Raw genomic sequence first — 22984 nt, 5'->3', positions numbered from 1 at the left:
GGCCCTAGAGCCGGTTGTCGGCAATGCGCAGCTGGCGGGCGCGGGTCAGGATCGCATCCTCGACCGCACGGACCGTGGCGGCACTGGCGGGGCCGTTGCGGGTTTGCAGCGCGACGTTCAGCGAACGGGCATCCAGCGCCGGGTCACTGATCAGGACCGTCGCACGATAGGCCCGCCCGCCGCCGGGGGGTGTGCCGAACCCGGTGATGATCACCCCGGTGAACGGATCCACCGACTGGATCGGCAGGAAATCGAGCACCTGCAACGTGGATGACCAGATGTATTTGTTGACCTTTACAATGGACTCCTCGTTGCGGCGCGCGCGCAGCGCCTCACCGAGGGTTGTGGCCCCGGATCCATCGCGGCTCAGCGCGATGTCGGAATCGACGTTTTGCTCGTTCGGGGGGCTGGTGCCAAACCGCTGCCCGCACCCAACCAGCACAATTGCCATACATAAAATGGCAATACGCCCCAACCCTTGCACCTTTGTCATCGGACTTCCTACCCGTATCTGATTGTCCAACGTGATAGCCAAGTTGGCGCAGGCTCGCAAGGCGCGCGCAACCGCGTCGCAGCCGTTGCCACGGTATCCAGCGCAGGCCGCATTTGAGAACTGTGGCAAAGCTGCACCAACCATGTCGGAATTGCGGCGCGATCAAAGGCCTTGCTTGAGATAGCCGCTCAAATGAGTGAGACAGCATTCATCCCCTCACCGGATTCCCCGGTTAGGGCGTGTGAATGAAAACCGAGGGAAAACTCATGAAAAAAGTTCTCTTCGCTACAACCGCTCTGGTCGCCACTGCTGGCATGGCCGCTGCGGAAGTTAGCTTTGGCGGCTTTGGCCGTTTTGGCCTGTTCTACCAAGAAAGTGCTGTTCCTGGCGCAGACGAGACACGCATCGAACAGCGTTTCCGCCTGACAGTCACAGGTACAACAACTTCGGACAACGGCCTGGAATTCGAAGGTCGTATCCGTTTCCAATCTGACGAAAACGCAGCTGGCGCATCGAACGTTGTGAACCGTTCCGCACCCGGCTTCGCTGTGTCGACAGGCGGCTTCCGTCTGGACGTGGGCCACGTGTCCGACGTCATCGACTCGGGTGACGTTGTCAACTACTACGGTTACGGCGTTGGTCTGACATCGTTCATCGAACAGTCTTCCGGCCACGGTCTGCCTGCTTCCGGCTTCGGCACATCCGCTGACGGCGCGACAATCGATCCCACAGTCAAGCTGCGTTACACCGCAGGCGACTTCACTGTGTCGGCATCGTACACTGACGCCCTGAACGAAGAGTTCCAGATCGGTGTTGGCTACAACTTCGGCAACTACTCCGCTGGTATCGCATTCGGCACAGCCGAAAACGGTGTTGGCCCGGGCGTTGACAACGACTTCGTCGCTGCATCGTTCGGTGGTGAGATCGGCGCACTGGCGTTCTCCTTGCTGATCACAGACCAAGACACAAACCCCGACACAGGCTACGGCTTCTCGGTCAAGTATGACATCGGCGCGGCCACAGAAATCCGCTTCGCATACTCCGAGAGCGGTGCTGCTGGCGCGAACACAGACGCATACGGCATTGGCTTCCGCCACTCGCTGGGCGGCGGTGTCTCCCTGCAAGGTGGTATCGGCGACAACGGTGGCAACACCACTGCCGACCTGGGTGTGATCTTCAACTTCTAAGTTGAACGCATCATAGCAGATTTGGGGCGGGCCTTTGGTCCGCCCCTTTTCGTTTGTACGCCCCCTTTTCATTCCGGGCTGCGTGCTATCATCTGTGGCCAGATCCTCCCGACCCAAAGGCCCGTCATGTCCCTTACCGACATCCAGTCCCAGATCACCGCCGCCGAAACCAATGCGGGACGCGCGCCCGGCGCCGTCACCCTGATCGCGGTCAGCAAGGTTCAGCCCAATGACCGCGTCGCCGCCGTGCTGGACCAGGGGCACCGCGTCTTTGGCGAGAACCGCGTGCAGGAGGCGGCGGACAAGTGGCCCGGTTTCCGCGACACCTATGGCGACGTGGATGTGCACCTGATCGGCCCGCTGCAAACCAACAAGGCGCGGCAGGCCATGACCCTGTGCCAGGCGATCCACTCCGTCGACCGGCCCAAGCTGGCCAACACCCTCGCCCGTCTGGCGCAAGAGATCGGGACCTGTCCCGACCTGTTCATTCAGGTCAACACCGGGGAAGAGCCGCAAAAGGCCGGGATCCTGCCGCAGGATACGGATGCGTTTGTGGCCCAGTGCCGTGACCTCGACCTGCCCGTACGGGGGCTGATGTGCATCCCGCCCGTGGACGAGGAGCCGTCGCTGCACTTTGCCCTGCTGGCCAAGCTGGCCAAACGCAATGACCTGTCCGGACTGTCCATGGGGATGAGCAGCGATTTCGCCAGCGCCATCGCGCTCGGGGCGACCCATGTGCGCGTGGGCTCTGCCATCTTTGGCGCCCGCACACCTGCTTGAACCCCGCGCAGGCCTAGCGCGGTGTCGGCACGATCAGGCGCGTCTCGAACCCGATGCGCGGCGCGATCCAGCGCAGATCGCCCGGCCGCAACCCGATACACCCCTCGGTCGGATAGCCCGGACGCCGCCAGCGGTGCATGAATATGGCCGACCCCCGCCCCGGCACCGCATAGGGCCAGTTCCAGTCCGTCAGGATCACCAGATCATACAGAGGATCGGCCCGGCGCAGCACCTCGTGGCTGTGCGGATAGGGCGCGCGCACCATGTGGTTGTACTCCGCGTCCCCGCCATCGTCCGACCACAGATCGCCGGGCCGGATCGGCACCGCCCAGTCGGTCGGGCGCGCTATCCGGTCGGGCCGGTACAGCATCCCGACAATCCGGTGAACCCCCAGCGGCGTGGCCCCGTCACCCTCGCGCTTGTCCGCCACGATCCCGCCCTTGCCCACGGTGCAGGGAAACACCCGCCCGGCAAAGCACAGCCCCCGCGGCGTCACCACCATGTCCGTCACCCGCCGCGTGGTCACAGCAGATGCCCCGACTTCGCGGCCTTGGTTGCGAGATAGGCGCGGTTGAACGCCGTCTCGCCCACGCGTAACGGCACCCGTTCGGCCACGCGCAGGCCGCTGGCCTCCATCATCGCGACCTTGGCAGGGTTGTTCGTCATCAACCGCACCGCCGAAAAGCCAAGCCGCGCCAGAATGTCCGACCCGATCCGGAAATCGCGCTCGTCATCCTCGAACCCCAGACGGTGATTGGCCTCCACCGTGTCAAATCCCTGATCCTGCAACGCATAGGCCCGCATCTTGTTGGCCAGCCCAATCCCGCGCCCCTCCTGGTTGAGGTACAGCAGAACCCCGGTGCCCTCGGCCCCCATCTGCGCCAGTGCCGCGTTCAGCTGCGGGCCGCAATCGCATTTCTGACTGCCCAGCACGTCGCCGGTGAAGCAGGCCGAATGCAGCCGCGCCAGCACCGGGGCCGCACGGTCGGGGCGACCGATCTCGATGGCGTAATGCTCCTCGCCCCCATCCTCGGGGCGGAACACATGCAGCCGCCCGGCCTCGGACACCTGAATGGGCAGGCGCGCCTGAATGATCGGATGCAGCGCGGCATGGGCTGCCATGCGCGGGGCGGCCAGCGCCACGGGCACCGCCGTCAGTCCGTGGGCCGCGGCAAAGCCCGCGCCATCCGCCACATCCACACACAGCGCCGCAGGCAGCAGCCGCGCCGACTTGCACAGCTGGATCGCCACACGGTGCGCGGCCACATCACCACCCCGCACCGCCTGCAACGGCCCCTTCATCGGGACCGCCAGATCGTCCGCCGGATCCGCCAGCGCCTGCAACCAGCCCAGTGCCACCTCGTCCGGCACGCGGATGCGGGTCATGTCACCGTCATAGGCCGGGGTGCGCAGCGTCTTGGCGCGCCAGTCGGTCAACGCCAGCACCGGCGCCGCCTCCAGCGCGCGCACCGCCTGCAACCGCGCCTCCGACACCGTCTCTGCGGATACGGCCAGCACGCTCTGCGCCCCCAGCAGCACGATGGGCACCCCCATCCGCAGGTCCGCGCGCGCCCGCGCCAGTGTCTCTGTGATGTCAGGCGCAAGGCCCATGTTACAATTCCCGCATCTTTCCACGACCGACATAAGCAAAAGCCGCGCGGATTGAAACAATTGGCATTATTCCGACACATGGGCGTGAGAAAACAGGGCAAATCTTGCCGAAGCCGCTTTGGCCCATCATCTATGCTCCAACACTGAAGGAGGAATAACCGATGGCACAGCTCAAGAAAATCCTGCTGGTCGATGATGACGAGGACCTGCGCGAGGCGCTGAGCGAACAGCTGATCATGACCGAGGACTTTGACGTCTTCGAGGCGGGCAACGGTCAGGATGCGCTGGTCAAGGCCAAGGAGGCGATCTACGACCTTGTCATCCTCGACGTGGGCCTGCCCGATACCGATGGCCGCGAACTGTGCCGCGTGATGCGCAAACAGGGGGTGAAATCACCGATCCTGATGCTGACCGGGCATGACACCGATGCCGACACGATCCTTGGCCTCGACGCAGGTGCCAACGACTACGTGTCCAAACCGTTCAAGTTCCCGGTCCTGCTGGCCCGCATCCGCGCCCAGCTGCGCCAGCACGAACAATCCGAAGACGCTGTGTTCACCCTCGGGCCGTATACGTTCAAACCGTCGGTCAAGATGCTGATCACCGAAGACGACCGCAAGATCCGCCTGACCGAGAAAGAGACGAACATCCTCAAGTTCCTCTACCGCTCGCCCGACGGTGTCGTGGCCCGCGACGTGCTGCTGCACGAGGTCTGGGGTTATAATGCCGGCGTCACGACCCACACGCTGGAGACGCATATTTACCGGTTGCGCCAGAAAATTGAACCGGATCCGTCCAATGCGCGCCTTCTTGTGACCGAATCCGGCGGCTATCGTCTGATGGCATGAAATAAATTCGGGGCGGGTTGGAACCTTTTTTCCCGACCCGTGTTACAGACCAGATACCCGCGCATGTCGGGGCCGCGTTGCGGAAAAACATGCACCTCCCTGTTGGACTTGCCCGGGCCTTTGAGCCCGGGTTTTTTTTGTCGCGCCGTGCGGTGTCGCGTCAGATCTGGATCAGATCGTCGGTGAACATGGCCAGCGTCGCTCCTTCGAAGGTGACGGTGGTGGCCTGATCGGAGAACACGACATTGCCGTTCACTTCCGACAGGTGCGCGCGCACATCCGCGTCAGAGCCGTAGCCAAAGCCGTTGAACGACACGACGTCCCACGCTTCCAGGTCGGTGACCCGGTCGACGCTTTCTGCCGGTCCGAACTGGAACTCGTCCGAATACATGCCGCCCACCAGAACGTCATCGCCCACACCGCCGTTCAGCGTGTCATCAATGCCCTGCCCGCGCATCCAGTCGATCAGGTTCTGGGTGGAGTTCGTGATGAACTCCGCCGATTGCGCGATGCCCAGTACGACCTCGGCGCGGCTGAACCCCTGATCGTCCAGCCGGTCAATCCACGTGGCCCCGCCCACCGGGTCGGGGTTCCGGTTCAGCACGTTGTTGTAGATCAGCGTGACGAACGTGGCGCTGTCCGTGGCCGAGGCATAGCGGGTCTGGAACTCGGTCGAATTCACAAAACCGGTCACCATGTCGATCAGCTCGCGACCGTCGCCCATCCGTTCGGTCCAGCCTTCAAAACCGACCAGGTCCGGCGTCCGGCCCAGCGTCGCCTGGTAGACGCGGAACACGTCATCCGACCACACCGCATCGGTGCGTGCCTCGAGGTAATCCTCGGTGGCATCCGCCGTCCGCTGCCGGTTCTCGGTGCTTTCGGAAAACCGCAGCACAACCTCGGCGCGGGTCCAGCCCTGGTTGTCCAGCCGGTCCGCCCAGCCCGCGGCACCCGCCGCATCCGGGTCGCGGCCCAGCACGTTGTTGTACATCAGCCGCACGAACCCTTCGGTGTCGGTGCCACCAAACCGGGTCCCGAACTCGACCGAATTGACAAAGGCGTTGGCCATCGAATCGAGCGTAAACCCGCCCTCGACCAGCCGTTCGGTCCACGTATAGTGCCCGCCCGTGTCCGGTGTCCGCCCCAGCGCGGCCTGATACATCCGGTAGGCCTGCCCGGCCTCCTCCGCCACCAGCCCGACCTCAAGCGCCTCGCCCAGCAGGACGTCGTTGCCGGTCTGCCCCAGCATCGCGTCGCCGCCGCCCGCACCGATCAGCATGTCATTGCCGGACCCGCCCAGCATCGTCGCCGCCTGATCGCCCTGCGCGCGGATCGTGTCGTTGCCGCTCCCGCCCAGCGCATCAAAGGTGAATGTCGAGGACAGCGTGATGTCGTCATGGCCGCCATTGCCAAAGATCAGACCCCAGGGCGCCGTCACCCCGCCCACCGGAATGGACGGTGCGGTGATGACATTGTCACCGTCCGTACCCGCATAAAGCGCGTCCAGACGGGTGAACGCCGCCTGCGTCGTCACCAGCGCCAGATCGTTCTGGAACCGGGGCGATCCGTCATTGTTCAGCCCGGTGAACCGCACGGTCTCGATCTGCGGCACCGCGCCGTTCATCTGCATCACCGTGTTGTGCCCGTGCACGGACTGGTGCGTGATTGTGCCGCCCGCAACCACGAAATTCATCACGTCCAGCCCCGGATAATCCAGGATCTCCAGCGTGTCATTGCCCGCACTGTCGAAGATCTCGACCGTGTTCATGGTGCGCGGATCGATGGTGTAGATGTCGTCGCCACCGCCGCCGTTCAGCGTGTCGTTGCCGCCCCCGCTGATCAGTGTGTCATCGCCCAGATCGGTGACAAAGATGTTGTCCTCGGCACCACCCACAACCTCGGCGTCCCACTCCCCGATCAGCTCGAAATGCTCCAGCGTCTCGATCGTGTCCTGCCCGACGGTGGAATTGCGCCGCCCGTGCACGCCGGTCACGGTGTTGAATGTGATGCCGTCGCCCTCGGCCAACCCGGTCACATCGGTCCGCAGCGTGTCCTCGCCCGCGCCGCCGATGAACCTGTCCGACCCGCCGCCTGCATTGATGATCAGGTCATCGCCGCCCAGTGCGTTGATCGTCTCGTCGTTGGCCGTACCGGTCAGCGTGTCATTACCCTCGGTCGGCCCCGCAGGCAGAACCGGCGGCACCCCCGCACCGGACGGGTTGGACGCCGTCGCCTGCAAGGTCACCGTCTCGTCCGCGAACTCGATCGTCTCGAACGCTCGCAGCGTATAGACATAGTCGGGGTTCACGGCCGCCGGATCCATGGACCCGAAATTCGGCTGAAACAGATGGGCCAGCGTATAGTGGTCGCCGTGGAACGTCAGTTCCCAATCCGCGCGGTTAAAGAAACTGGTCAGCACATCCGTGCCCGCGCCACCGTCGATCTCGCCGCCCCAGTTGGTATTCAGCTGAACGGTGTCATTGCCCGCTTCCGTGTGCAGGTACAGGTTCTCGGACACTTCGCCGTTCCGCACCCGGAACTGATCGTCGTGGAAGGACCCGATGACGCGTTCGGCAGTACCGAAATCCGAACGGTTCGAATCCTGAAAACCCGCACCGTCCAGCATCACGCCCGCGGACGCGCTCAACCCGCTATAATCGAACGTGTCATAGCCGAGGCCCGCATAAACCCGCGAGGCTGTATTGCCGTCGGTAAAGGCAAAATAATCGTTGCCGCCCATGCCATAGATCGCGGCATCGTTGTTGGCCGTAATATTCGCCCCGTTCTGCTCCCAGGTGTCATTGCCGCCAAACAGGTACACCAGCTCGTCCGCATCCGTGGCGGTGACGGTGTCATCGCCCACCGTGCCCAGCACGGCATCGGGGCCGTTCGCATTGGTCGTCCTGCTGTCAAAGTTCAGCGTGGGCATGTCGAACACGCCGCCCATCACCTCGTTGGTGCCCGGACCGTTGCGATCGGTGGTCCCGGTCCAGCCGATGAACAGCCGCCCGTCCGCACCTGCGGTGACAAAGGGCGGGTAGATGTCCGTACCCACGACGTTCTGATCCTCGATCACAATCTGCTCGGACAGGACGACCATCTCCGGCGATACAATCTGCAAGTATACCGAGAATTCCAGATCCTGCGCGGTCGTCCCGCCGCTGATGCCGGTCCAGACCAGCGCGAGATTGCCGTCGCTGGTCAGGGTCAGTGCGGTGGACACGTAATCGCCGGGGTTCAGCCCGTTGATACCGGGATCAAAGATGTCGATGTTCAGCGTCTGCGTGACCGCCGACAGCGAATCCCGCAGGATCGTATGCTCGGTCGGGCGCACCGTGCCGTCCGAATAGGTAAAGGCTGGTTGCGTCCGCACCTCGGCCTGATACGCGGTCAGCGAGACTGTTGAATATTGCTGCCCATTTGCAGAATAGTACACCATGCCCTGCCCATCAGAGACCATGTCGTCTTCGAATCCGCCGTCGAACCCATTGCCCGGACCGCCTCCGCCCGTCTGCACAGGCTGGCGAATGCCGTTGAACCAGTCATAGGTGACATCGGGGTTAAAGGTCAGGCTGCGGTTGCCCTCGAGGTGGTATTGACCGTTCCCGACATAGACAAATTCGCCGTCCTGGGTGCTATCCCAGTCAAGGATATGCATCTCGTCGCCGACCGGGTTGCCCATCGCGTCATAGGCCTGCACGAATGCCCGCTCATCGGTGTTGCTGAACCGTCCGTCCTGCCACGTGGCGATGAATCCGCCGTTTTCGGTGGCCACGACCTTGGGGAAATTCTGGTCGTTGTCAGCGACACTGCCAAGGATGATCTCGTCCGTCACCGGAACGCCGTCGGCCGTTAAAACACGTGCGCGCGCGGACACATCGAACCCGTCGTTAAAGTCGGGGCCATCCGTCCACGACACCACCACGTTGCCGTTGGACAGCACCGCGACATCCGCATAGTTCTGCCCCGACTGGTTGGTGGAACTGTTGATCTGGAAAACGTCGCCGCGGGGGGTGCCATCGGCGTTGAACGTACGGCCCAGAACGGCGAGGAACTGGTCATCCGTCACATTCGGGATCGGCAGGATCGACAGAACCAGATGGGTCCAGACGACCATGTATCCCCCGTCGTCCAGCTGAACGACTTCACCATTATTTGAACCACCACCGACGGGAGCAATCACCTGCGCCATACTGCGCCTCCTTGAAAAATGTCTGCTTGAATAAGCGTCGCAAAAGAATTGCTGATCAGGGTAAGGATGTGCCCGAGCAATGCAACAGCATCTTTAATTTCGCATCCAGTTGACCCTGCGGAAACGTCTGGCGCTCTTTGGGGGTCAGGGCCGCCCGCCTTCGGGGGGCAGTGTGCCTGCTGCGTGGTTAAAATCGGCTTGATACGGCGCACGCTCCGGAACGCCCCGGAATGCCCCGACAAAAGCCCACCGGTTACGATTGCGTTTCGGTGCCGTACGGGCTGTCCCCGCGGGGACAAAACGCATTTTCCGGGTGGAGCCGCCGCGCCCCTGAGTCTAGGCTCTGCCTCAACCTCAGATTGGAGCAGCCCGCATGTCTTTCACCCTCGCCACCTGGAACATCAACTCGGTCCGGCTGCGCGAACCCATCGTGCTGAAACTGCTGCGCGACGAGGCGCCGGACGTGCTCTGCCTGCAGGAATGCAAAAGCCCGGTCGACAAGATCCCGCGCGACGGGTTCGACGCGCTGGGCTACACCCACATGGTGGCGCGCGGCGACAAGGGTTACAACGGTGTCGCCATCCTGTCCAAGCGACCCATCCAAGAGGCGGGCGCGATGGACTTTGCCGGTCTCGGCCACGCCCGCCACATCGCGGGCCGTCTGGACAACGGCGTCACCATCCACAACTTCTATGTGCCCGCTGGCGGCGACGCGCCCGACCGCGACAAGAATGAAAAGTTTGGACAAAAGCTCGATTACCTGACCGACATGCGCGACTGGTTCGCGGGGGCCAAGCCCGAACGGTCGATCCTCGTGGGCGATCTCAACATCGCCCCGCGCGAGGACGACGTCTGGAGCCACAAGCAGCTGCTCAAGATCGTCAGCCACACCCCCATCGAGGTGGATCACCTCGCGCAGGTGCAGGCCGCGGGCGACTGGGTCGACATCACCCGTCAGGACATCCCCGAGGGCCTGCTCTACAGCTGGTGGTCCTACCGCGCCAAGGACTGGGACGCCGCCGACAAGGGCCGCCGCCTCGATCACATCTGGGCCACATCGGACATCGCGGCCACCGCCCACAGCAGCCGCATCCTGCGCGACGTCCGCGGCTGGGAAAAACCCAGCGACCACGCCCCGGTGTTTGCGACCTTCGACCTCTGAGGACCCCATGACGCCAGCAGAAAAAGCCTTTCTTTTTGCTGACAAACTGATCGCCTCGGCCATCACACGCGGGGCGGACCGCCTCAGTTTCAACAGGGTCGAAACGCGTGCGCTGGAACGGCTGCCGACACGGATCACCGCGGCCCCGAAGCTGCGCAGGCTCAACCTTGATCGGACCCGCATCTCTGACCTGACCGAGATCGGGAAGATGCCGCAACTCAAGTTTCTTGAACTGAACCGCACGCGGGTGCGCGACCTCGGGCCGCTCAGCGCATGTGCCAAGCTGGCCGAGTTGGGTCTTGATGCCACCGATGTCGATGACCTGCGTCCGCTCGCGTCACTGGCGCGACTTTCCGGCCTGGGGCTGAACGATACCCGCGTGCATGACCTGTCACCGCTCGCGGATCACACGCAGCTGACCGCGCTTGCGCTGGACAATGCGCCGGTGGCGGATCTCGGACCGATTGCAGGCCTCACCAACCTGACGGGCCTGTGGATCAACGGCACCAAGGTCACCGACCTGTCGGCACTGTCGGGGCTGGAGAACCTGCGGGAGCTGTGGCTCAGCAGCACGCTGGCGCAGGACCTGCGCCCGATCCGGTCGCTGAAACGGCTGGTGCAGAGCCCCACGTCGAACGGATTGCGGTTCGATGATTGCACTGCCGCGTGTCTCGACCCTACCATCGCGCGCATCGCCCAGATCCCGGACCCGCGCGAGCGCGCCGAGCGCCTGTTCCAACATCTCGACGGCTGGACCCAACCGCTGCCGGACCCCGATCCGATGATCGAGGCAGAGATCGAAGACGATCGGATCGAAGTGCCCGCCACGACGCCGAGTGCGGCCGAACAGGAAGAGCGGGTCAAGCAGGTCGCCCACGAGGCGTTGCAGGACAAGGCCGCGCGCCTCGCGCAGAAGGCGGGCAACCAGCATTTCAACCTTGCCGAACGCGCGCGCATGGTTGTCGAACAGGTCGAACCGCCCCTGCGGCAGGTCGACCTTCTCCGGCTGCATCTGGCAGTGGATGACTTGCAGGGCATGGCAGACCTCGGCCGCGACAGCGAAGACGCCGATCCGTTCCCGCCCGAGGTGGCGATCCTATTGGGCGACGTGTTGCGCACGGCACCCGGTCTGACGCTTGGAAACCCTGACGTGGACCTGCTGGTCGAACGCGCCAACCGCCGACGTACGTCCCCGCCGGTGCCCGAAGCGGAGCTGGAAGCGCAGGACGAAATGAGCCACGCGGTCGCCAGCGATCCGATGGCCATCGGCGACCGGTTGCGAATGTTGGAACAGATCGTTGCAGGCAGCGACAGCGCAGAAGACCGGGAGGTACAAAAGAGTGCCAACCGCAGTGTTCTGTGGCGCATTGCTTCGGTCTGTGCACAAGGCGGCGCGATCATGGCCACGAACGTGGTCGCTGCCGCACTCGCTCCCCCGATCCTGATATGGTTACAGGCCCATGCGGGCACATTGCTGGCCGCCGCACAGACCTATGGGCCGGTGTTTTTGGCATGGTTCGTCCTGTGTGTCGGGCCGCTGCCGCAATTTGCGGGTGTCATCGACAAATTCGCCGCAATGACGGCGCGTCGGCGACGCCCCTTGGCACCCCGGTCAAACAACTCCATATAGGCCGGGAACACAGATAGAGGATACGACGATGATGGACCTTGGTCTTTCCACTGGCCCCGCAGATGCCGACCTGATCAAGGATGTCAGCGAGGCCACGTTCATGGCCGATGTGGTCGACGCCAGCCAGACCGTGCCGGTGATCGTGGATTTCTGGGCGCCGTGGTGCGGCCCGTGCAAGACGCTGGGGCCGATGCTGGAGGATGCCGTCAAGGCCGCCAAGGGTGCCGTCAGGATGGCCAAGGTCAATGTCGACGAGGCGCAGATGATCGCGGGCCAGTTGCAGATCCAGTCGATCCCCACCGTCTATGCCTTTTGGAAGGGCCAGCCCGTGGACGGGTTCCAGGGTGCTGTGCCGGGATCGGAGATCACCGCCTTTGTGGAGCGGGTGATCAAGGCATCGGGCGGTGAAGCCCCCGGTGACAGCCTGAACGACGCGGTCGAGGCCGCAGAAGAGATGCTGGGCGAGGGTGCCGCGGTCGATGCCGCGCAGACCTTTGCCGCCATTCTGGGCGAGGATCCGAACCATGCCGTGGCCTATGGCGGGCTGGTGCGCGCGCATATCGCCATGGACGATCTGGACCAGGCCGAGGCGATCCTGAACGGCGCCCCGGCGGAGATTTCCGAAAGCCCAGAGCTGGAGGCGGCCCATGCGCAGTTGCAGCTGGCGCGGCAGGCGGCGGAAGCGGGCCCTGTGGCCGATCTGCGCGCTGCGGTCGAGGCCAACCCCGACGACCATCAGGCCCGGTTCGACCTCGCGAAGGCGCTGCACGCCTCGGGCGATGCGGAGGCGGCGGTGGACGCCCTTCTGGATCTGTTCAAGCGCGATGCGGAGTGGAATGACGGCGCGGCCAAGGCCCAGCTTTTCACCATTTTCGACGCGCTCAAACCCAATGACCCGGTGGTTCTGAACGGGCGTCGCAAGTTGAGTTCCATCATATTTGCCTGATGGCCATGGCGGGCTAACTGGTAGGATATGATACAGGTGGCTGACCTTCCCGGGACGATCCCGATCTTTCCGCTTCCCGGTGCGCTGCTGCTGCCGCGGTCGCGATTGCCGTTGCATATATTCGAACCGCGCTATCTTCAGATGCTGGATGATGCGCTCAAGACGCCGGGGCGTCTGATCGGGATGGTGCAGCCGAACGTGGTGGACGGGCGCGATGGTCCGGGCCTTCAGACCATCGGCTGCGCCGGGCGGGTCACCCAGTTTTCCGAGACCGAGGACAACCGGTACCTTGTCACCCTGTCGGGCATTTCGCGGTTCCGCGTGCGCGCGGAGGTCGAAGGGTTCACGCCCTATCGGCGCTGCGAAGTGTCGTGGGACGGGTTCGAGCGGGACCGGGGCAACACCGAGGACGACCCGTCCTTTGGCCGCAGCCGGTTTCTGGACCTGCTGGGGCGCTATTTCTCGGCCCGTGAACTGTCGGCCGATTGGGAGACGTTGAAAGAGGCGGATGACGAGCTGTTGATCAACTCGCTGTCGATGATGCTGGATTTCGATCCCGAGGACAAACAGGCGCTGCTGGAGGCGCCATCGCTGAGCACGCGGCGCGAGACGCTGGTAACGCTGATAGAGTTCGAGCTGCGCGGCGGTGAAGGGGAGATGATGCAATGAGCACAGAGGCCAACCGCCATATGCTGGAGGCGCTGATCTGTCCCGAGACGCACGCCACGCTGCGCTATGATGCGGCGGCGCAGGAGCTGATTTCGGATGCGGCGCTGCTGGCCTATCCGATCCGCAACGGCATCCCCGTGATGCTGGTCGATGAGGCGCGCAAGCTGGATTAGAGCGGGCGGCCCTGCATCAGGCGGGGCAGGGTGCCGGTGAGGCCCGCGGCCTCTCGGATAAAGCTGCGGCGCAGTCCGGGCAGCGCGTTGACCACCCCCATGCCCAGATCGCGCAGGCCGCGCACCAGTGTATTGTCGTTTGAAAACAGCCTGTTGAAGCTGTCGGTCGCGAGTGCCAGCGCGGTGTTGTCGAACCGGCGCCATGCCTCATATCGGGCCAGCACGTCGGTCGCGCCAATGTCCTCGCCGCGACGGGCGGCGTCGGTGATCACTTCGGCCAGTGCTGCGATGTCGCGCATGCCTGCGTTCAGGCCCTGACCCGCGATGGGGTGGACGCCGTGGGCCGCGTCGCCGATCAGCGCAGTGCGCGGGGCCACCAGCCGGTCGGCCAGCGACAGCGACAGCGGGTAGCTATAGCGTTTGCCCACCAGCTCTATGTCACCCAGGAAGTCGCCAAAGCGCGGGCGCAGCATGGTCAGGTAGTCGTCATCCGCCAGCGCGTTGAAGGCGGCGGCGGTGGCGGCCTTTTCGCTCCAGACGATGGCGCTTTGATTGCCGGGCAGGGGCAGGATGGCAAGCGGCCCCGGCGGCATGAAGAACTGGTGCGCGATGCCGCGGTGCGGTTTTTCATGTGCGATGGCGCAGACGAGCGCGGTCTGGTCATAGCCCCAGCCGGTGCGCTTGATGCCTGCGCGTTGGGCCGTGCCGCTGCTGCGCCCGTCGGCGCCGATCAGCACCTTGGCGCGCAGGGTCTGGCCCGAGGCGAGCGTGACGGAGACGTCGCCGGGGCGCGCATCCTGGGACACGACCGTGTCGCCCGCCAGATGGGTGATGGCGTCGCTGGCGGCCATGGCGTCAAGAAGGGCGCGGCGCAGGTGCCGGTCCTGCACCATGTGGCCCATGGGCCCTTCCTCGATCTCGGCGTGGTCGAAATGCATGAAGAAGGGTGAGGGACCCTGGCCCGCGCGACCGTCGGAGACCTTGATTTCGAGGATCGGCTGGCTGTGATCGGCGATGCCGTCCCAGAGGCCCAGACCGTCCAGAAGCCGTTGCGAGGTCAGCGCCACCGCATAGCTGCGCCCGTCGAAGGCCGCGTTCTTGCGCACGGGTTCAGGCAGGGCGTCGATCACGTTGACCGTCTGGCCGCCACGGGCGAGGGCAAGGGCGAGCAGGGGGCCGGAGAGGCCGCCACCGACGATCAGGATATCGCTGTCTTGGGTCATGGGGCGAATATGGGCGTGCGTGCGGGATTGTCCATGCGTTGCGACGTCGCTACCGTCCGGGCAGTGCAACGGAGGGTGCGATGCAAGAGTGGCTGGACAAGAGCGCAAGTGATCTGGGGCGGGCCATCGGGGCCGGAGAGGTGGATCCGCTGGCGCTGACCCGCGCGTATTTCGAGCGCATTCATGCGCACCCGTTGAAGGACCGGATCTATGCCCGCCTGACCGAAGATCGCGCGCTGGCCGAGGCGGAGGCCGCGTCGGCGCGGGCGGCATCGGGGCGGCGGTTGTCGCCGCTGGACGGGGTGCCTGTCAGTTGGAAGGACCTCTTTGATACCGCAGGGACGGCGACGGAGAGCGGATCGAAACTTCTGGCAGGCCGGGTGCCGGATGCGGATGCGGTTGTGTTGGCCAATGCGACGGCCATGGGGCTGGTGTGTCTGGGCAAGACGCATATGAGCGAGCTGGCCTTTTCGGGGTTGGGGTACAACCCGTCTACGGCGACGCCGCCTTGTGTGAATGACGCAGGCGCTGTGCCGGGGGGGTCGTCCTCGGGCGCGGCGGCGTCGGTGGCCTTTGGGCTGGCGGCGGCGGCCATCGGGTCGGACACGGGCGGGTCGGTGCGCATCCCGTCGGCGTGGAATGATCTGGTGGGGCTGAAGACCACGGCGGGCCGGGTGTCGATCGAGGGGTGTGTGCCGCTGAGCCTGAAGTTTGACACGGTGGGACCGCTGACGCGGACGGTGGAGGATGCGGCGGCTTTGCTGGCCGTGCTGGAAGGTGGGCGCGCGCCGGATTTGCGCGGTGCGACGCTGGCGGGCAAGCGGTTTGCGGCATTGCAGACCGTGGTTCTGGACGATCTGCGGGATGCGCCGCGGGCCGCCTATGAGGGGGCCGTTGCGCGGTTGCAGGCGGCGGGCGCTGTTGTCGAGCCGCTTGAGGTGCCGGAACTGGTTGAGGCGATGGCCAATGCCGGGCCGTTGGTGCCGGGCGAGGTTTACGGGCTGTGGCGCGATGTGATCGAGGCCAATCCGGGTGCGATGTACGCCGAGATTCTTGAGCGGTTCCGGTTGGGCAACGGGTTTTCGGCGCCGGATTACAGTGCCGCCTGGGCACAGCTGGATGCGGCGCGCGCGGCTTGGGATGCCGCCGCCACCGGGTTTGATGCGGTGCTGGCCCCGTCGGCCCCGATCCTGCCGCCCAATCTGGAGCGGTTGAACAGCGACAGCGAGTATTACAAGACCGAGAACCTGCTGGCCCTGCGCAACACGCGTGTGGGCAACCTGATGGGGCTGTGTGCGCTGAGCCTGCCCACGGGTGTGCCGAGTTGCGGGATCATGTTGATGGGTGCGCCGGATTGCGAAGAGGCGTTGTTGCGGGTTGGTGTCGCGGCGGAGGCTGCGCTCTTATAATTAAGTTGGCGGAGGCTGCGCTGGCGTGAGGGCGGGACGGACGCGCGTTGGCCCCTGACGGGGCAACGACGCCCCGCCCACCCTCCCGCATGGGTGCGCACCCTGCCGCATGGGCGCGAAAGCCACAGGTTTTGTCCATGGGGTGTGGTTTTTCTGGACGGGAGTCCGCGCCTTGGGGTAGGTTGGGGCAAACGGGGCGTTCACGATCCCGAACCTGAGGCAGTTTTATGAAGTTTCCCGAGCGGTTTTCGAACCTTCCGGCCTATGCATTTCCGCGTTTGCGCGCGCTGTTGGACCACCACACCCCCGGCGGGGACGTGGTGCATATGACCATTGGCGAGCCGAAACATGCGTTTCCGGCCTGGGTCACGGATGTGATTGCCGAGCACGCGGCTGGGTTCAACAATTATCCCCCGAATGAGGGTTTGCCGGAGTTGCGGCAGGCGTTTTGCGATTGGCTGGGCCGCAGATACGGCGTGGCGATGGATGCGGATGCCAATGTGATGCCGCTGAACGGCACGCGTGAGGGGCTGTACAATGCGGGCATGGCACTGTGCCCGGAGGTCAAGAACGGGCAGCAGCCGGTCGTGTTGATGCCGAACCCGTTTTATCAGGTTTACATGTTGGCGGCGATTTCGGCGGGGGCGGAGCCTGTGCTGGTGCCGGCCACCGCGGAGAGCGGGCATTTGCCGGATTATGGGTCGGTTGATCCTGCGATCCTGAACCGCACAGTCGCGTGCTACATGTGTTCGCCCGCGAACCCGCAGGGGGCCGTGGCGGGGGCGGCGTATTGGCGGGACCTGATTGCGCTGGCCGAGCGATATGATTTCCAGGTCTTTGCCGACGAGTGCTATTCCGAGATTTACCGTGATGTGCCGCCTGTGGGCGTGCTGGAGTGCATTGGCGACGCCGACCCCGAACGGGTGGTGGCGTTCCATTCGCTGTCAAAGCGGTCGAACCTGCCGGGGTTGCGGTCGGGGTTCATCGTGGGTGGTCCCGCGACGATCCGCGAGGCCAAGCAGTTGCGCACCTATGCAGGCACGCCGTTGCCCACGCCGTTGCAGCATGCGGCCGCCGCCGTTTGGGCGGATGAAGACCACGTGATCGACAACCGCGCGCAATATCACGAGAAATACGACATGGCGGACCGCATCCTGGGCAACGTGCCGGGATATGCCGCGCCTGAGGCCGGGTTTTTCCTGTGGCTGCCGGTGCCGGACGGTGAGGCCGCCGCGCTGAAGCTGTGGCAGGAGACCGGTGTACGGGTTCTGCCGGGGGCCTATCTGGCGCGCGAGATAGACGGGTTCAATCCCGGTGACGCATATATCCGGGCCGCGCTGGTGGCCCCAAAGGCAGAGACGGAGCGGGGCCTGATGGCGATCCGCGACGTTCTTTACGCCACATAAATACAGACGAGGACGAGGCATGGCATATCAGACACGGCGGGATCCGCTTTTTGATCACGGGATGCAGGCGGCGATCGAGAAACGCAGCCGCGAGTTGATCGGGATCGGGCTGCTCATCCTCGGGATGATGGCCGCGGCGATGATGCTGAGCTATACGCCGGATGACCCGAACTGGATGGCGTCGACGGATGCGCCGGTGCAGAACTGGATGGGCCGCACGGGCGCGTCGATTGCGGCACCGATGTTCATGATTGCCGGTTGGGGTGTTCTGGGGATCGCGATTGTGCTGCTGGTCTGGGGCGGGCGTTTTGCGCTGCATCAGGGGCAGGAGCGGGCCGTGGGGCGGTTGATCTTTGCGCCGATCGCGATTGCCTTCGGGTCGATCTATGCCGCCACGCTTGAGCCGGGGGCCGCGTGGCAGTCCACGCATGGCTTTGGGTTGGGCGGGCTTTTTGGCGATACGGTGATGGCGTTTTTGCTGACCGCGCTGCCGGTGGGGTCGGCGTTTACGGTCAAGCTGATGTCGCTGGTGATGGCGGTGGGCATTGTTCTGTTCGGCGCTTTTGTGCTGGGGTTCACGCGGGCCGAAGTGCTCCGGATCGGGCGGTTTTTGCTGGTTGGGCTGGTGATGGTTTATGCCGGGCTGATGACTGTTCTGGGCCGTGGGGCCAGCGGGGCGGTACAGACCGCGCGGGTCATGCAGGAGCGGCAGGCCGAGCGCAGGGCGCAACGCGCCGCAGAGGCCGCGGAGGCCGAAGCCTATGCGGCGAGTGTGCCGGTAATGGCCGTTGCCCCGGTCGAAGAAATGCCCGCGCCGGAGGCGGCCAAGCCGGGCCTGCTGGGCCGGATGCCCGCCTTGATCAAGCGCCCCGAGCCCGTGCCTGAGGAGATGCCGGAGCAAGAGCTGGTCGAGACGTGGTCCGATGTGGATGTGGGCGACGGCCCCGGACAGGAGCGCATCAGGAACAAGATTTCGGACGTGATCAAGTCGCGGGTGCGCACGCAGCCCCCCGGCGTCCAGATCCACAGCGCCGCACCGCTGACCAAGGGGCGTGGCCGCGGGCCGGATCCGCTGGTTCTGGATACAGGGCCGCAGGTGGGATTGCCGCCCGAGCCGCCGCTGACCGCGCAACCTTTGGGCCGGGCGGAGCCGCCGTTGACTGCACCGCCGATGCCGCGCGCGCCTGCGCCTGCACCGGCCCCCGCGCCCGCTCCGGCCCCGGCGCCCGCTCCGGCCCCCGCGCCCGCGCCGCAGGCCTATGTGCCCGAGCAGCTGGCGGCGCCCATGCCCGAACCGGAGCCTGCCGCGCCGCACATTCCGTTGGCGGAGCCGCGCAAGGTCGTGCAACAGCCCGTACGCAAGCCCGTGCAACCCAGCCAACGCGCCCAGCTTGAGGCGCAGCCGGCGCTGAAATTCGAGGACACGCATCCCGGATTTGAATTGCCGCCGCTGAACCTGTTGGAAAACCCGGTCGAAATCCAGCGCCACCACCTGAGTGACGAGGCGCTCGAGGAAAATGCGCGGATGCTTGAGAACGTGCTGGACGACTATGGCGTCAAGGGCGAGATCGTGAGCGTCCGCCCCGGCCCGGTGGTCACCATGTACGAGTTGGAGCCTGCGCCCGGTTTGAAAGCCAGCCGGGTGATCGGGCTCGCTGATGATATTGCGCGGTCCATGGCGGCGCTGTCGGCGCGGGTGTCGACGGTGCCGGGCCGGTCGGTGATCGGGATCGAACTGCCCAATGAGAACCGCGAAAAGGTTGTCCTGCGCGAGATCCTGGCAAGCCGTGATTTCGGCGACAGCAACCAGAAATTGCCGCTGGCACTGGGCAAGGACATTGGCGGCGATCCGGTCGTCGCGAACCTTGCCAAGATGCCCCACCTGCTGATTGCCGGGACCACCGGGTCGGGCAAGTCGGTGGCGATCAACACCATGATCCTGAGCCTGCTCTACAAGCTGACGCCCGAGGAATGCCGGTTGATCATGATCGACCCCAAGATGCTGGAACTGTCTGTCTATGACGGCATTCCGCACCTGCTGTCGCCCGTTGTGACCGACCCGAAAAAGGCGGTTGTTGCCCTGAAATGGGTCGTGGGCGAGATGGAGGAACGGTATCGCAAGATGTCCAAGATGGGCGTGCGCAACATCGACGGCTATAACGGCCGGGTCAAAGAGGCGCTGGCCAAGGACGAGATGTTCAGCCGTACGGTGCAGACGGGTTTTGACGACGATACGGGCGAGCCGGTGTTCGAGACCGAGGAATTCGCGCCCGAGGCGATGCCCTATATCGTCGTGATCGTGGACGAGATGGCCGACCTGATGATGGTGGCGGGCAAGGAGATCGAGGCCTGTATCCAGCGTCTTGCACAGATGGCGCGGGCCTCTGGCATTCACCTGATCATGGCGACGCAGCGTCCGTCGGTGGACGTGATCACCGGCACGATCAAGGCGAACTTTCCCACGCGGATCTCGTTCCAGGTGACGTCGAAAATCGACAGCCGCACCATTCTGGGCGAAATGGGGGCCGAGCAACTGCTGGGCATGGGCGACATGCTGTACATGGCCGGTGGTGCCAAGATCACGCGTTGCCACGGGCCGTTCGTGAGCGACGAAGAGGTCGAGGAAATCGTGAACCACCTCAAGGCCTTTGGCGCGCCGGATTACGTGTCGGGCGTGGTGGACGGGCCGTCCGAGGAAAAGGAAAACGGCATCGACGAGGTGCTGGGCCTGGGCGGCAACACCAATGGTGAGGATGCCCTTTATGATCAGGCGGTAGCGATTGTCATCAAGGATCGCAAGTGTTCGACATCCTATATCCAGCGCAAGCTGGCGATCGGCTATAACAAGGCCGCACGGCTGGTGGAGCAGATGGAAGACGAGGGCGTGGTCAGCAGTGCCAACCACGTCGGCAAGCGCGAGATCCTCGTTCCGGAACAGTGATTTAACGCAAGATGGGCGGGGAAATGCCGCCCATCGGTCCCCGTTGATATCGTATAACCGCGCGGATGTCCTATATCTGGGTCAAGCAGATCCAATCGAGAACGGAAAGAAGATATGGGCCTCAAGACAACATTCGCCGCCATTGCCGTGAGCTTGTGCGCGGCACAGGGCGCGCTGGCGGAAAAGCTGCCGCTGAGCACGATTTCCAGCTATCTGAACGACCTGCGCACGGTGCAGGGAACGTTCACGCAGATCAATGACGATGGCACCGTGGACACGGGCAACATCTATATCAAACGGCCGGGCCGGATGCGGTTTGAGTACAACGCGCCCAATTCCGCGCTGGTCGTGGTGACCGCGAATGCGGTCTATATCGCGGACAAGAAGTCGAACCAGACACCCGAGACCTATCCGCTGCGGCGCACGCCGCTGTCGCTGATCCTGGCGCGGAACGTCAATCTGGGGGCGGCCAACATGGTCACCGGCCACAGCTTTGACGGGACCGCGACGGTGGTGACGGCGCAGGATCCCGAGCACCCCGAATATGGCAACATCCAGATGAAGTTCACCGGCAATCCGGTGCAGCTGCGCCAGTGGGTGATCAATGACGACACGGGCGGTCAGACGACCGTGGTGCTGGGCGATGTGAGGTCAGGCGGCTCGATCCCGAACCGCCTGTTTGCGGCACCTCAGGGTGGTGCGAATAACTAACAGCTGCGCAACTGCTGGGCATAGAGGTCGGACCGGGCGTCCACCTCGCCTGCCACGCGCACGAGCCACGCCTTGCCGCGGTAGCTGCCGCGGGCATAGCCTGTGCGCCCTTCGTGATAGGCGAGGTACTGGTTGCGGGCATCCGACACCGGCACACCTAGCCGCGATTGAGTTTCGACCATGTACCAGCCCATGAAGTCGGTGGCATCGCGGATGCGGTCCCGGCGGGCAGTGCGCTTGCCGGTTTGTTGCCTGTATTCGTCCCATGTGCCGTCAAGCGCCTGGCTGTAGCCATAGGCGCTGGACAGTCGGCCTGTGGGGATCACGCCAGCGGCATAGCGGAACGGCGGGCGCGCATCGGAAATGAATTTACTTTCCTGATAGATGGTCGCCATCTGCACGTGCACCGGCACGCCGTATTTGCGTTCGACGGCCTTGAAGGCCCTCAGGTATTCCGGGCGCTCGCGCACGATCATACAGGCGTTGTCCAGCTGACGCGGCGCCGTGCCGGATCCGCCGCCACAACTGGCCGCCAATAAAACCAATGCCATCGCGCGAAAGAGTTTGCTCATCTGCCTCACTCGCTATTTTTGTATTTGTTTTGGGGGAGTTTACCGAAAAAACCGCGGCTTGTGAATCACGAAATGTCACAGAACCGCGGCAAGGATCAGCGGCAATGCGCCGACCGAGATCAGGGTGGAGGCGACCACGAGGCCCGCCACGGCCTGGGCATCGGCGCCGTATTTTTCGGCAATGAGATAGGAGGTGACGGCGACGGGCGTCGCGACCTGAAGGACCAGCACGCCAAAGGCCACCGGATCCAGCGTGAAATACCGCCCCACGGCCCATGCGATGACCGTGCAGAGCGCCAGTTTGACCACCGACAGGGTCGCCGCCCGCGCCAGCCCGCGCCCCGACAGCCGCGCCACGGCGACCCCCAGGGTGATCAGCATCATCGGGATCGCCATCTGGCCCACCAGTGTGAGCGTGTTGGTCAGAAAGGTTGGTGTCTCCCACCCCTGCCAGAGGAACAGGGCGCCCAGAACGGTGCCCCATACCAGCGGTTCGCGCAGCACCTTGCCAAAGGACCCGGACCCCGCGACCAGCCAGATGCCGAAGGTGTAGGACCAGAGCGCCATGATCGCGAACACGATGATGGCATAGCTCAGCCCCGCCTCTCCGAAGGCGAAAAGGGCGAGCGGCAGGCCAAGGTTGCCGGTGTTGCCAAAGATCAGGGGCGCGGCATAGGTCCGCGTCTCGAGCCGGGCGAGCCGCACGAGGGCCAGAAACAGGATGGTGATCGCCGCATAGGACACGACAGAGGCCAGCGACAGGGCGGTCAGAGCTGCGGGATCGATTCGCGTTTGCATGAGGGACACGAAGATCAGGCAGGGCAGCGACAGTGTCATCGCCAGCTGCGTGACGAACTGGATCCGGTACTCCAACCCGACCCGCACCCAAGCAAAGCCAATTCCGGCCAGTAAAAAAACGGGCGCGACGATTTCCAGAACTGTTACTGTTAGGTTCACAGACTGTTTCCAGCGAAAATGTGCTCAATTATTGGACAAATGTCCCTTGCAACGTGTAGTCACGGTCGGTAGGG

General features: G+C 64.3%; 19 protein-coding genes. 12 read left to right on the top strand and 7 right to left on the bottom strand.

The window, feature by feature from the left end; all coding sequences use genetic code 11:
- Positions 1-4: 4 nt before the first annotated feature.
- Positions 5-493, bottom strand: coding sequence for a DUF3576 domain-containing protein (locus Q0949_RS10775; RefSeq protein ID WP_299371553.1), 489 nt, complete (start codon positions 491-493; stop codon positions 5-7).
- Positions 494-738: 245 nt separating this feature from the next.
- Between Q0949_RS10775 and Q0949_RS10770 the strand changes: the two genes are divergently transcribed.
- Together Q0949_RS10770 and Q0949_RS10765 are read left to right on the top strand one after the other, a co-directional pair.
- Positions 739-1680 (top strand): porin, encoded by a 942-nt coding sequence (locus tag Q0949_RS10770; RefSeq protein WP_299371550.1) that lies wholly within the window; start codon positions 739-741, stop codon positions 1678-1680.
- 126 nt (positions 1681-1806) lie between these two features.
- Positions 1807-2460 carry a YggS family pyridoxal phosphate-dependent enzyme gene (locus Q0949_RS10765; RefSeq protein WP_299371547.1) on the top strand — a complete coding sequence of 218 codons (654 nt, stop codon included), beginning with the start codon at positions 1807-1809 and terminating at the stop codon, positions 2458-2460.
- Positions 2461-2473: 13 nt separating this feature from the next.
- On the opposite strand, the gene Q0949_RS10760 is transcribed toward Q0949_RS10765, so the two are convergent.
- Positions 2474-2962 (bottom strand): L,D-transpeptidase family protein, encoded by a 489-nt coding sequence (locus Q0949_RS10760; protein WP_299371814.1) that lies wholly within the window; start codon positions 2960-2962, stop codon positions 2474-2476.
- A 20-nt stretch (positions 2963-2982) separates the two neighbouring features.
- Positions 2983-4071 carry a GTP cyclohydrolase II gene (ribA, locus tag Q0949_RS10755; protein ID WP_299371544.1) on the bottom strand — a complete coding sequence of 363 codons (1089 nt, stop codon included), beginning with the start codon at positions 4069-4071 and terminating at the stop codon, positions 2983-2985.
- A 161-nt stretch (positions 4072-4232) separates the two neighbouring features.
- Between ribA and Q0949_RS10750 the strand changes: the two genes are divergently transcribed.
- Entirely contained in the window at positions 4233-4919 is a 687-nt protein-coding gene (locus Q0949_RS10750; protein WP_299371541.1) for a response regulator transcription factor, read from the top strand.
- Positions 4920-5079: 160 nt separating this feature from the next.
- On the opposite strand, the gene Q0949_RS10745 is transcribed toward Q0949_RS10750, so the two are convergent.
- A complete protein-coding gene (locus Q0949_RS10745; protein WP_299371538.1) occupies positions 5080-9111 on the bottom strand; it encodes a DUF4214 domain-containing protein in 4032 nt (1343 codons plus the stop codon).
- Positions 9112-9484: 373 nt separating this feature from the next.
- Between Q0949_RS10745 and Q0949_RS10740 the strand changes: the two genes are divergently transcribed.
- The 5 genes from Q0949_RS10740 to Q0949_RS10720 are packed head-to-tail and all read left to right on the top strand — an operon-like array spanning position 9485 to position 13691.
- Positions 9485-10273, top strand: a complete 789-nt coding sequence (locus Q0949_RS10740) for an exodeoxyribonuclease III (protein WP_299371535.1) — start codon at positions 9485-9487, stop codon at positions 10271-10273.
- 7 nt (positions 10274-10280) lie between these two features.
- On the top strand, positions 10281-11903 hold the full coding sequence (locus Q0949_RS10735; protein WP_299371532.1) for a leucine-rich repeat domain-containing protein: 1623 nt from the start codon (positions 10281-10283) through the stop codon (positions 11901-11903).
- A 28-nt stretch (positions 11904-11931) separates the two neighbouring features.
- On the top strand, positions 11932-12849 hold the full coding sequence (locus Q0949_RS10730; RefSeq protein ID WP_299371529.1) for a co-chaperone YbbN: 918 nt from the start codon (positions 11932-11934) through the stop codon (positions 12847-12849).
- A gap of 27 nt (positions 12850-12876) precedes the next feature.
- A complete protein-coding gene (locus Q0949_RS10725) occupies positions 12877-13518 on the top strand; it encodes an LON peptidase substrate-binding domain-containing protein (protein WP_299371526.1) in 642 nt (213 codons plus the stop codon).
- Positions 13515-13691, top strand: coding sequence for a Trm112 family protein (locus Q0949_RS10720; RefSeq protein WP_299371523.1), 177 nt, complete (start codon positions 13515-13517; stop codon positions 13689-13691). Before Q0949_RS10725 ends, Q0949_RS10720 begins: the two co-directional genes overlap by 4 nt.
- Here Q0949_RS10720 and Q0949_RS10715 read toward each other — a convergent pair.
- Positions 13688-14914 (bottom strand): FAD-dependent monooxygenase, encoded by a 1227-nt coding sequence (locus Q0949_RS10715; protein ID WP_299371520.1) that lies wholly within the window; start codon positions 14912-14914, stop codon positions 13688-13690. The two genes, Q0949_RS10720 and Q0949_RS10715, sit on opposite strands and share 4 nt — an antisense overlap.
- 80 nt (positions 14915-14994) lie before the next feature.
- Between Q0949_RS10715 and Q0949_RS10710 the strand changes: the two genes are divergently transcribed.
- The 4 genes from Q0949_RS10710 (at position 14995) to Q0949_RS10695 (ending at position 21381) form a co-directional block, all read left to right on the top strand.
- Positions 14995-16323: an amidase family protein gene (locus tag Q0949_RS10710; protein ID WP_299371517.1), complete on the top strand. Its 1329-nt coding sequence runs from the start codon at positions 14995-14997 to the stop codon at positions 16321-16323.
- Between the two features lie 227 nt (positions 16324-16550).
- Positions 16551-17729 carry an aminotransferase class I/II-fold pyridoxal phosphate-dependent enzyme gene (locus Q0949_RS10705; protein ID WP_299371514.1) on the top strand — a complete coding sequence of 393 codons (1179 nt, stop codon included), beginning with the start codon at positions 16551-16553 and terminating at the stop codon, positions 17727-17729.
- 19 nt (positions 17730-17748) lie between these two features.
- Positions 17749-20670, top strand: coding sequence for a DNA translocase FtsK (locus tag Q0949_RS10700; RefSeq protein WP_299371511.1), 2922 nt, complete (start codon positions 17749-17751; stop codon positions 20668-20670).
- A 114-nt stretch (positions 20671-20784) separates the two neighbouring features.
- Positions 20785-21381: an outer membrane lipoprotein carrier protein LolA gene (locus Q0949_RS10695; protein ID WP_299371508.1), complete on the top strand. Its 597-nt coding sequence runs from the start codon at positions 20785-20787 to the stop codon at positions 21379-21381.
- On the opposite strand, the gene Q0949_RS10690 is transcribed toward Q0949_RS10695, so the two are convergent.
- Positions 21378-21953, bottom strand: a complete 576-nt coding sequence (locus Q0949_RS10690) for a lytic transglycosylase (RefSeq protein ID WP_299371505.1) — start codon at positions 21951-21953, stop codon at positions 21378-21380. The two genes, Q0949_RS10695 and Q0949_RS10690, sit on opposite strands and share 4 nt — an antisense overlap.
- Positions 21954-22028: 75 nt before the next feature.
- The gene (locus tag Q0949_RS10685) at positions 22029-22910 is read right to left on the bottom strand and encodes an AEC family transporter (protein ID WP_299371502.1); all 882 of its coding nucleotides are present in this window, start codon (positions 22908-22910) and stop codon (positions 22029-22031) included.
- Positions 22911-22984: the final 74 nt, after the last annotated feature.

Origin of the sequence: uncultured Tateyamaria sp., from assembly GCF_947487805.1 — a bacterium.
In the GTDB taxonomy this organism is placed as follows: Bacteria; Pseudomonadota; Alphaproteobacteria; order Rhodobacterales; family Rhodobacteraceae; genus Tateyamaria.
Note: the sequence above shows the minus strand (reverse complement) of the source record. Positions and strands in the feature narration are given on the sequence as shown.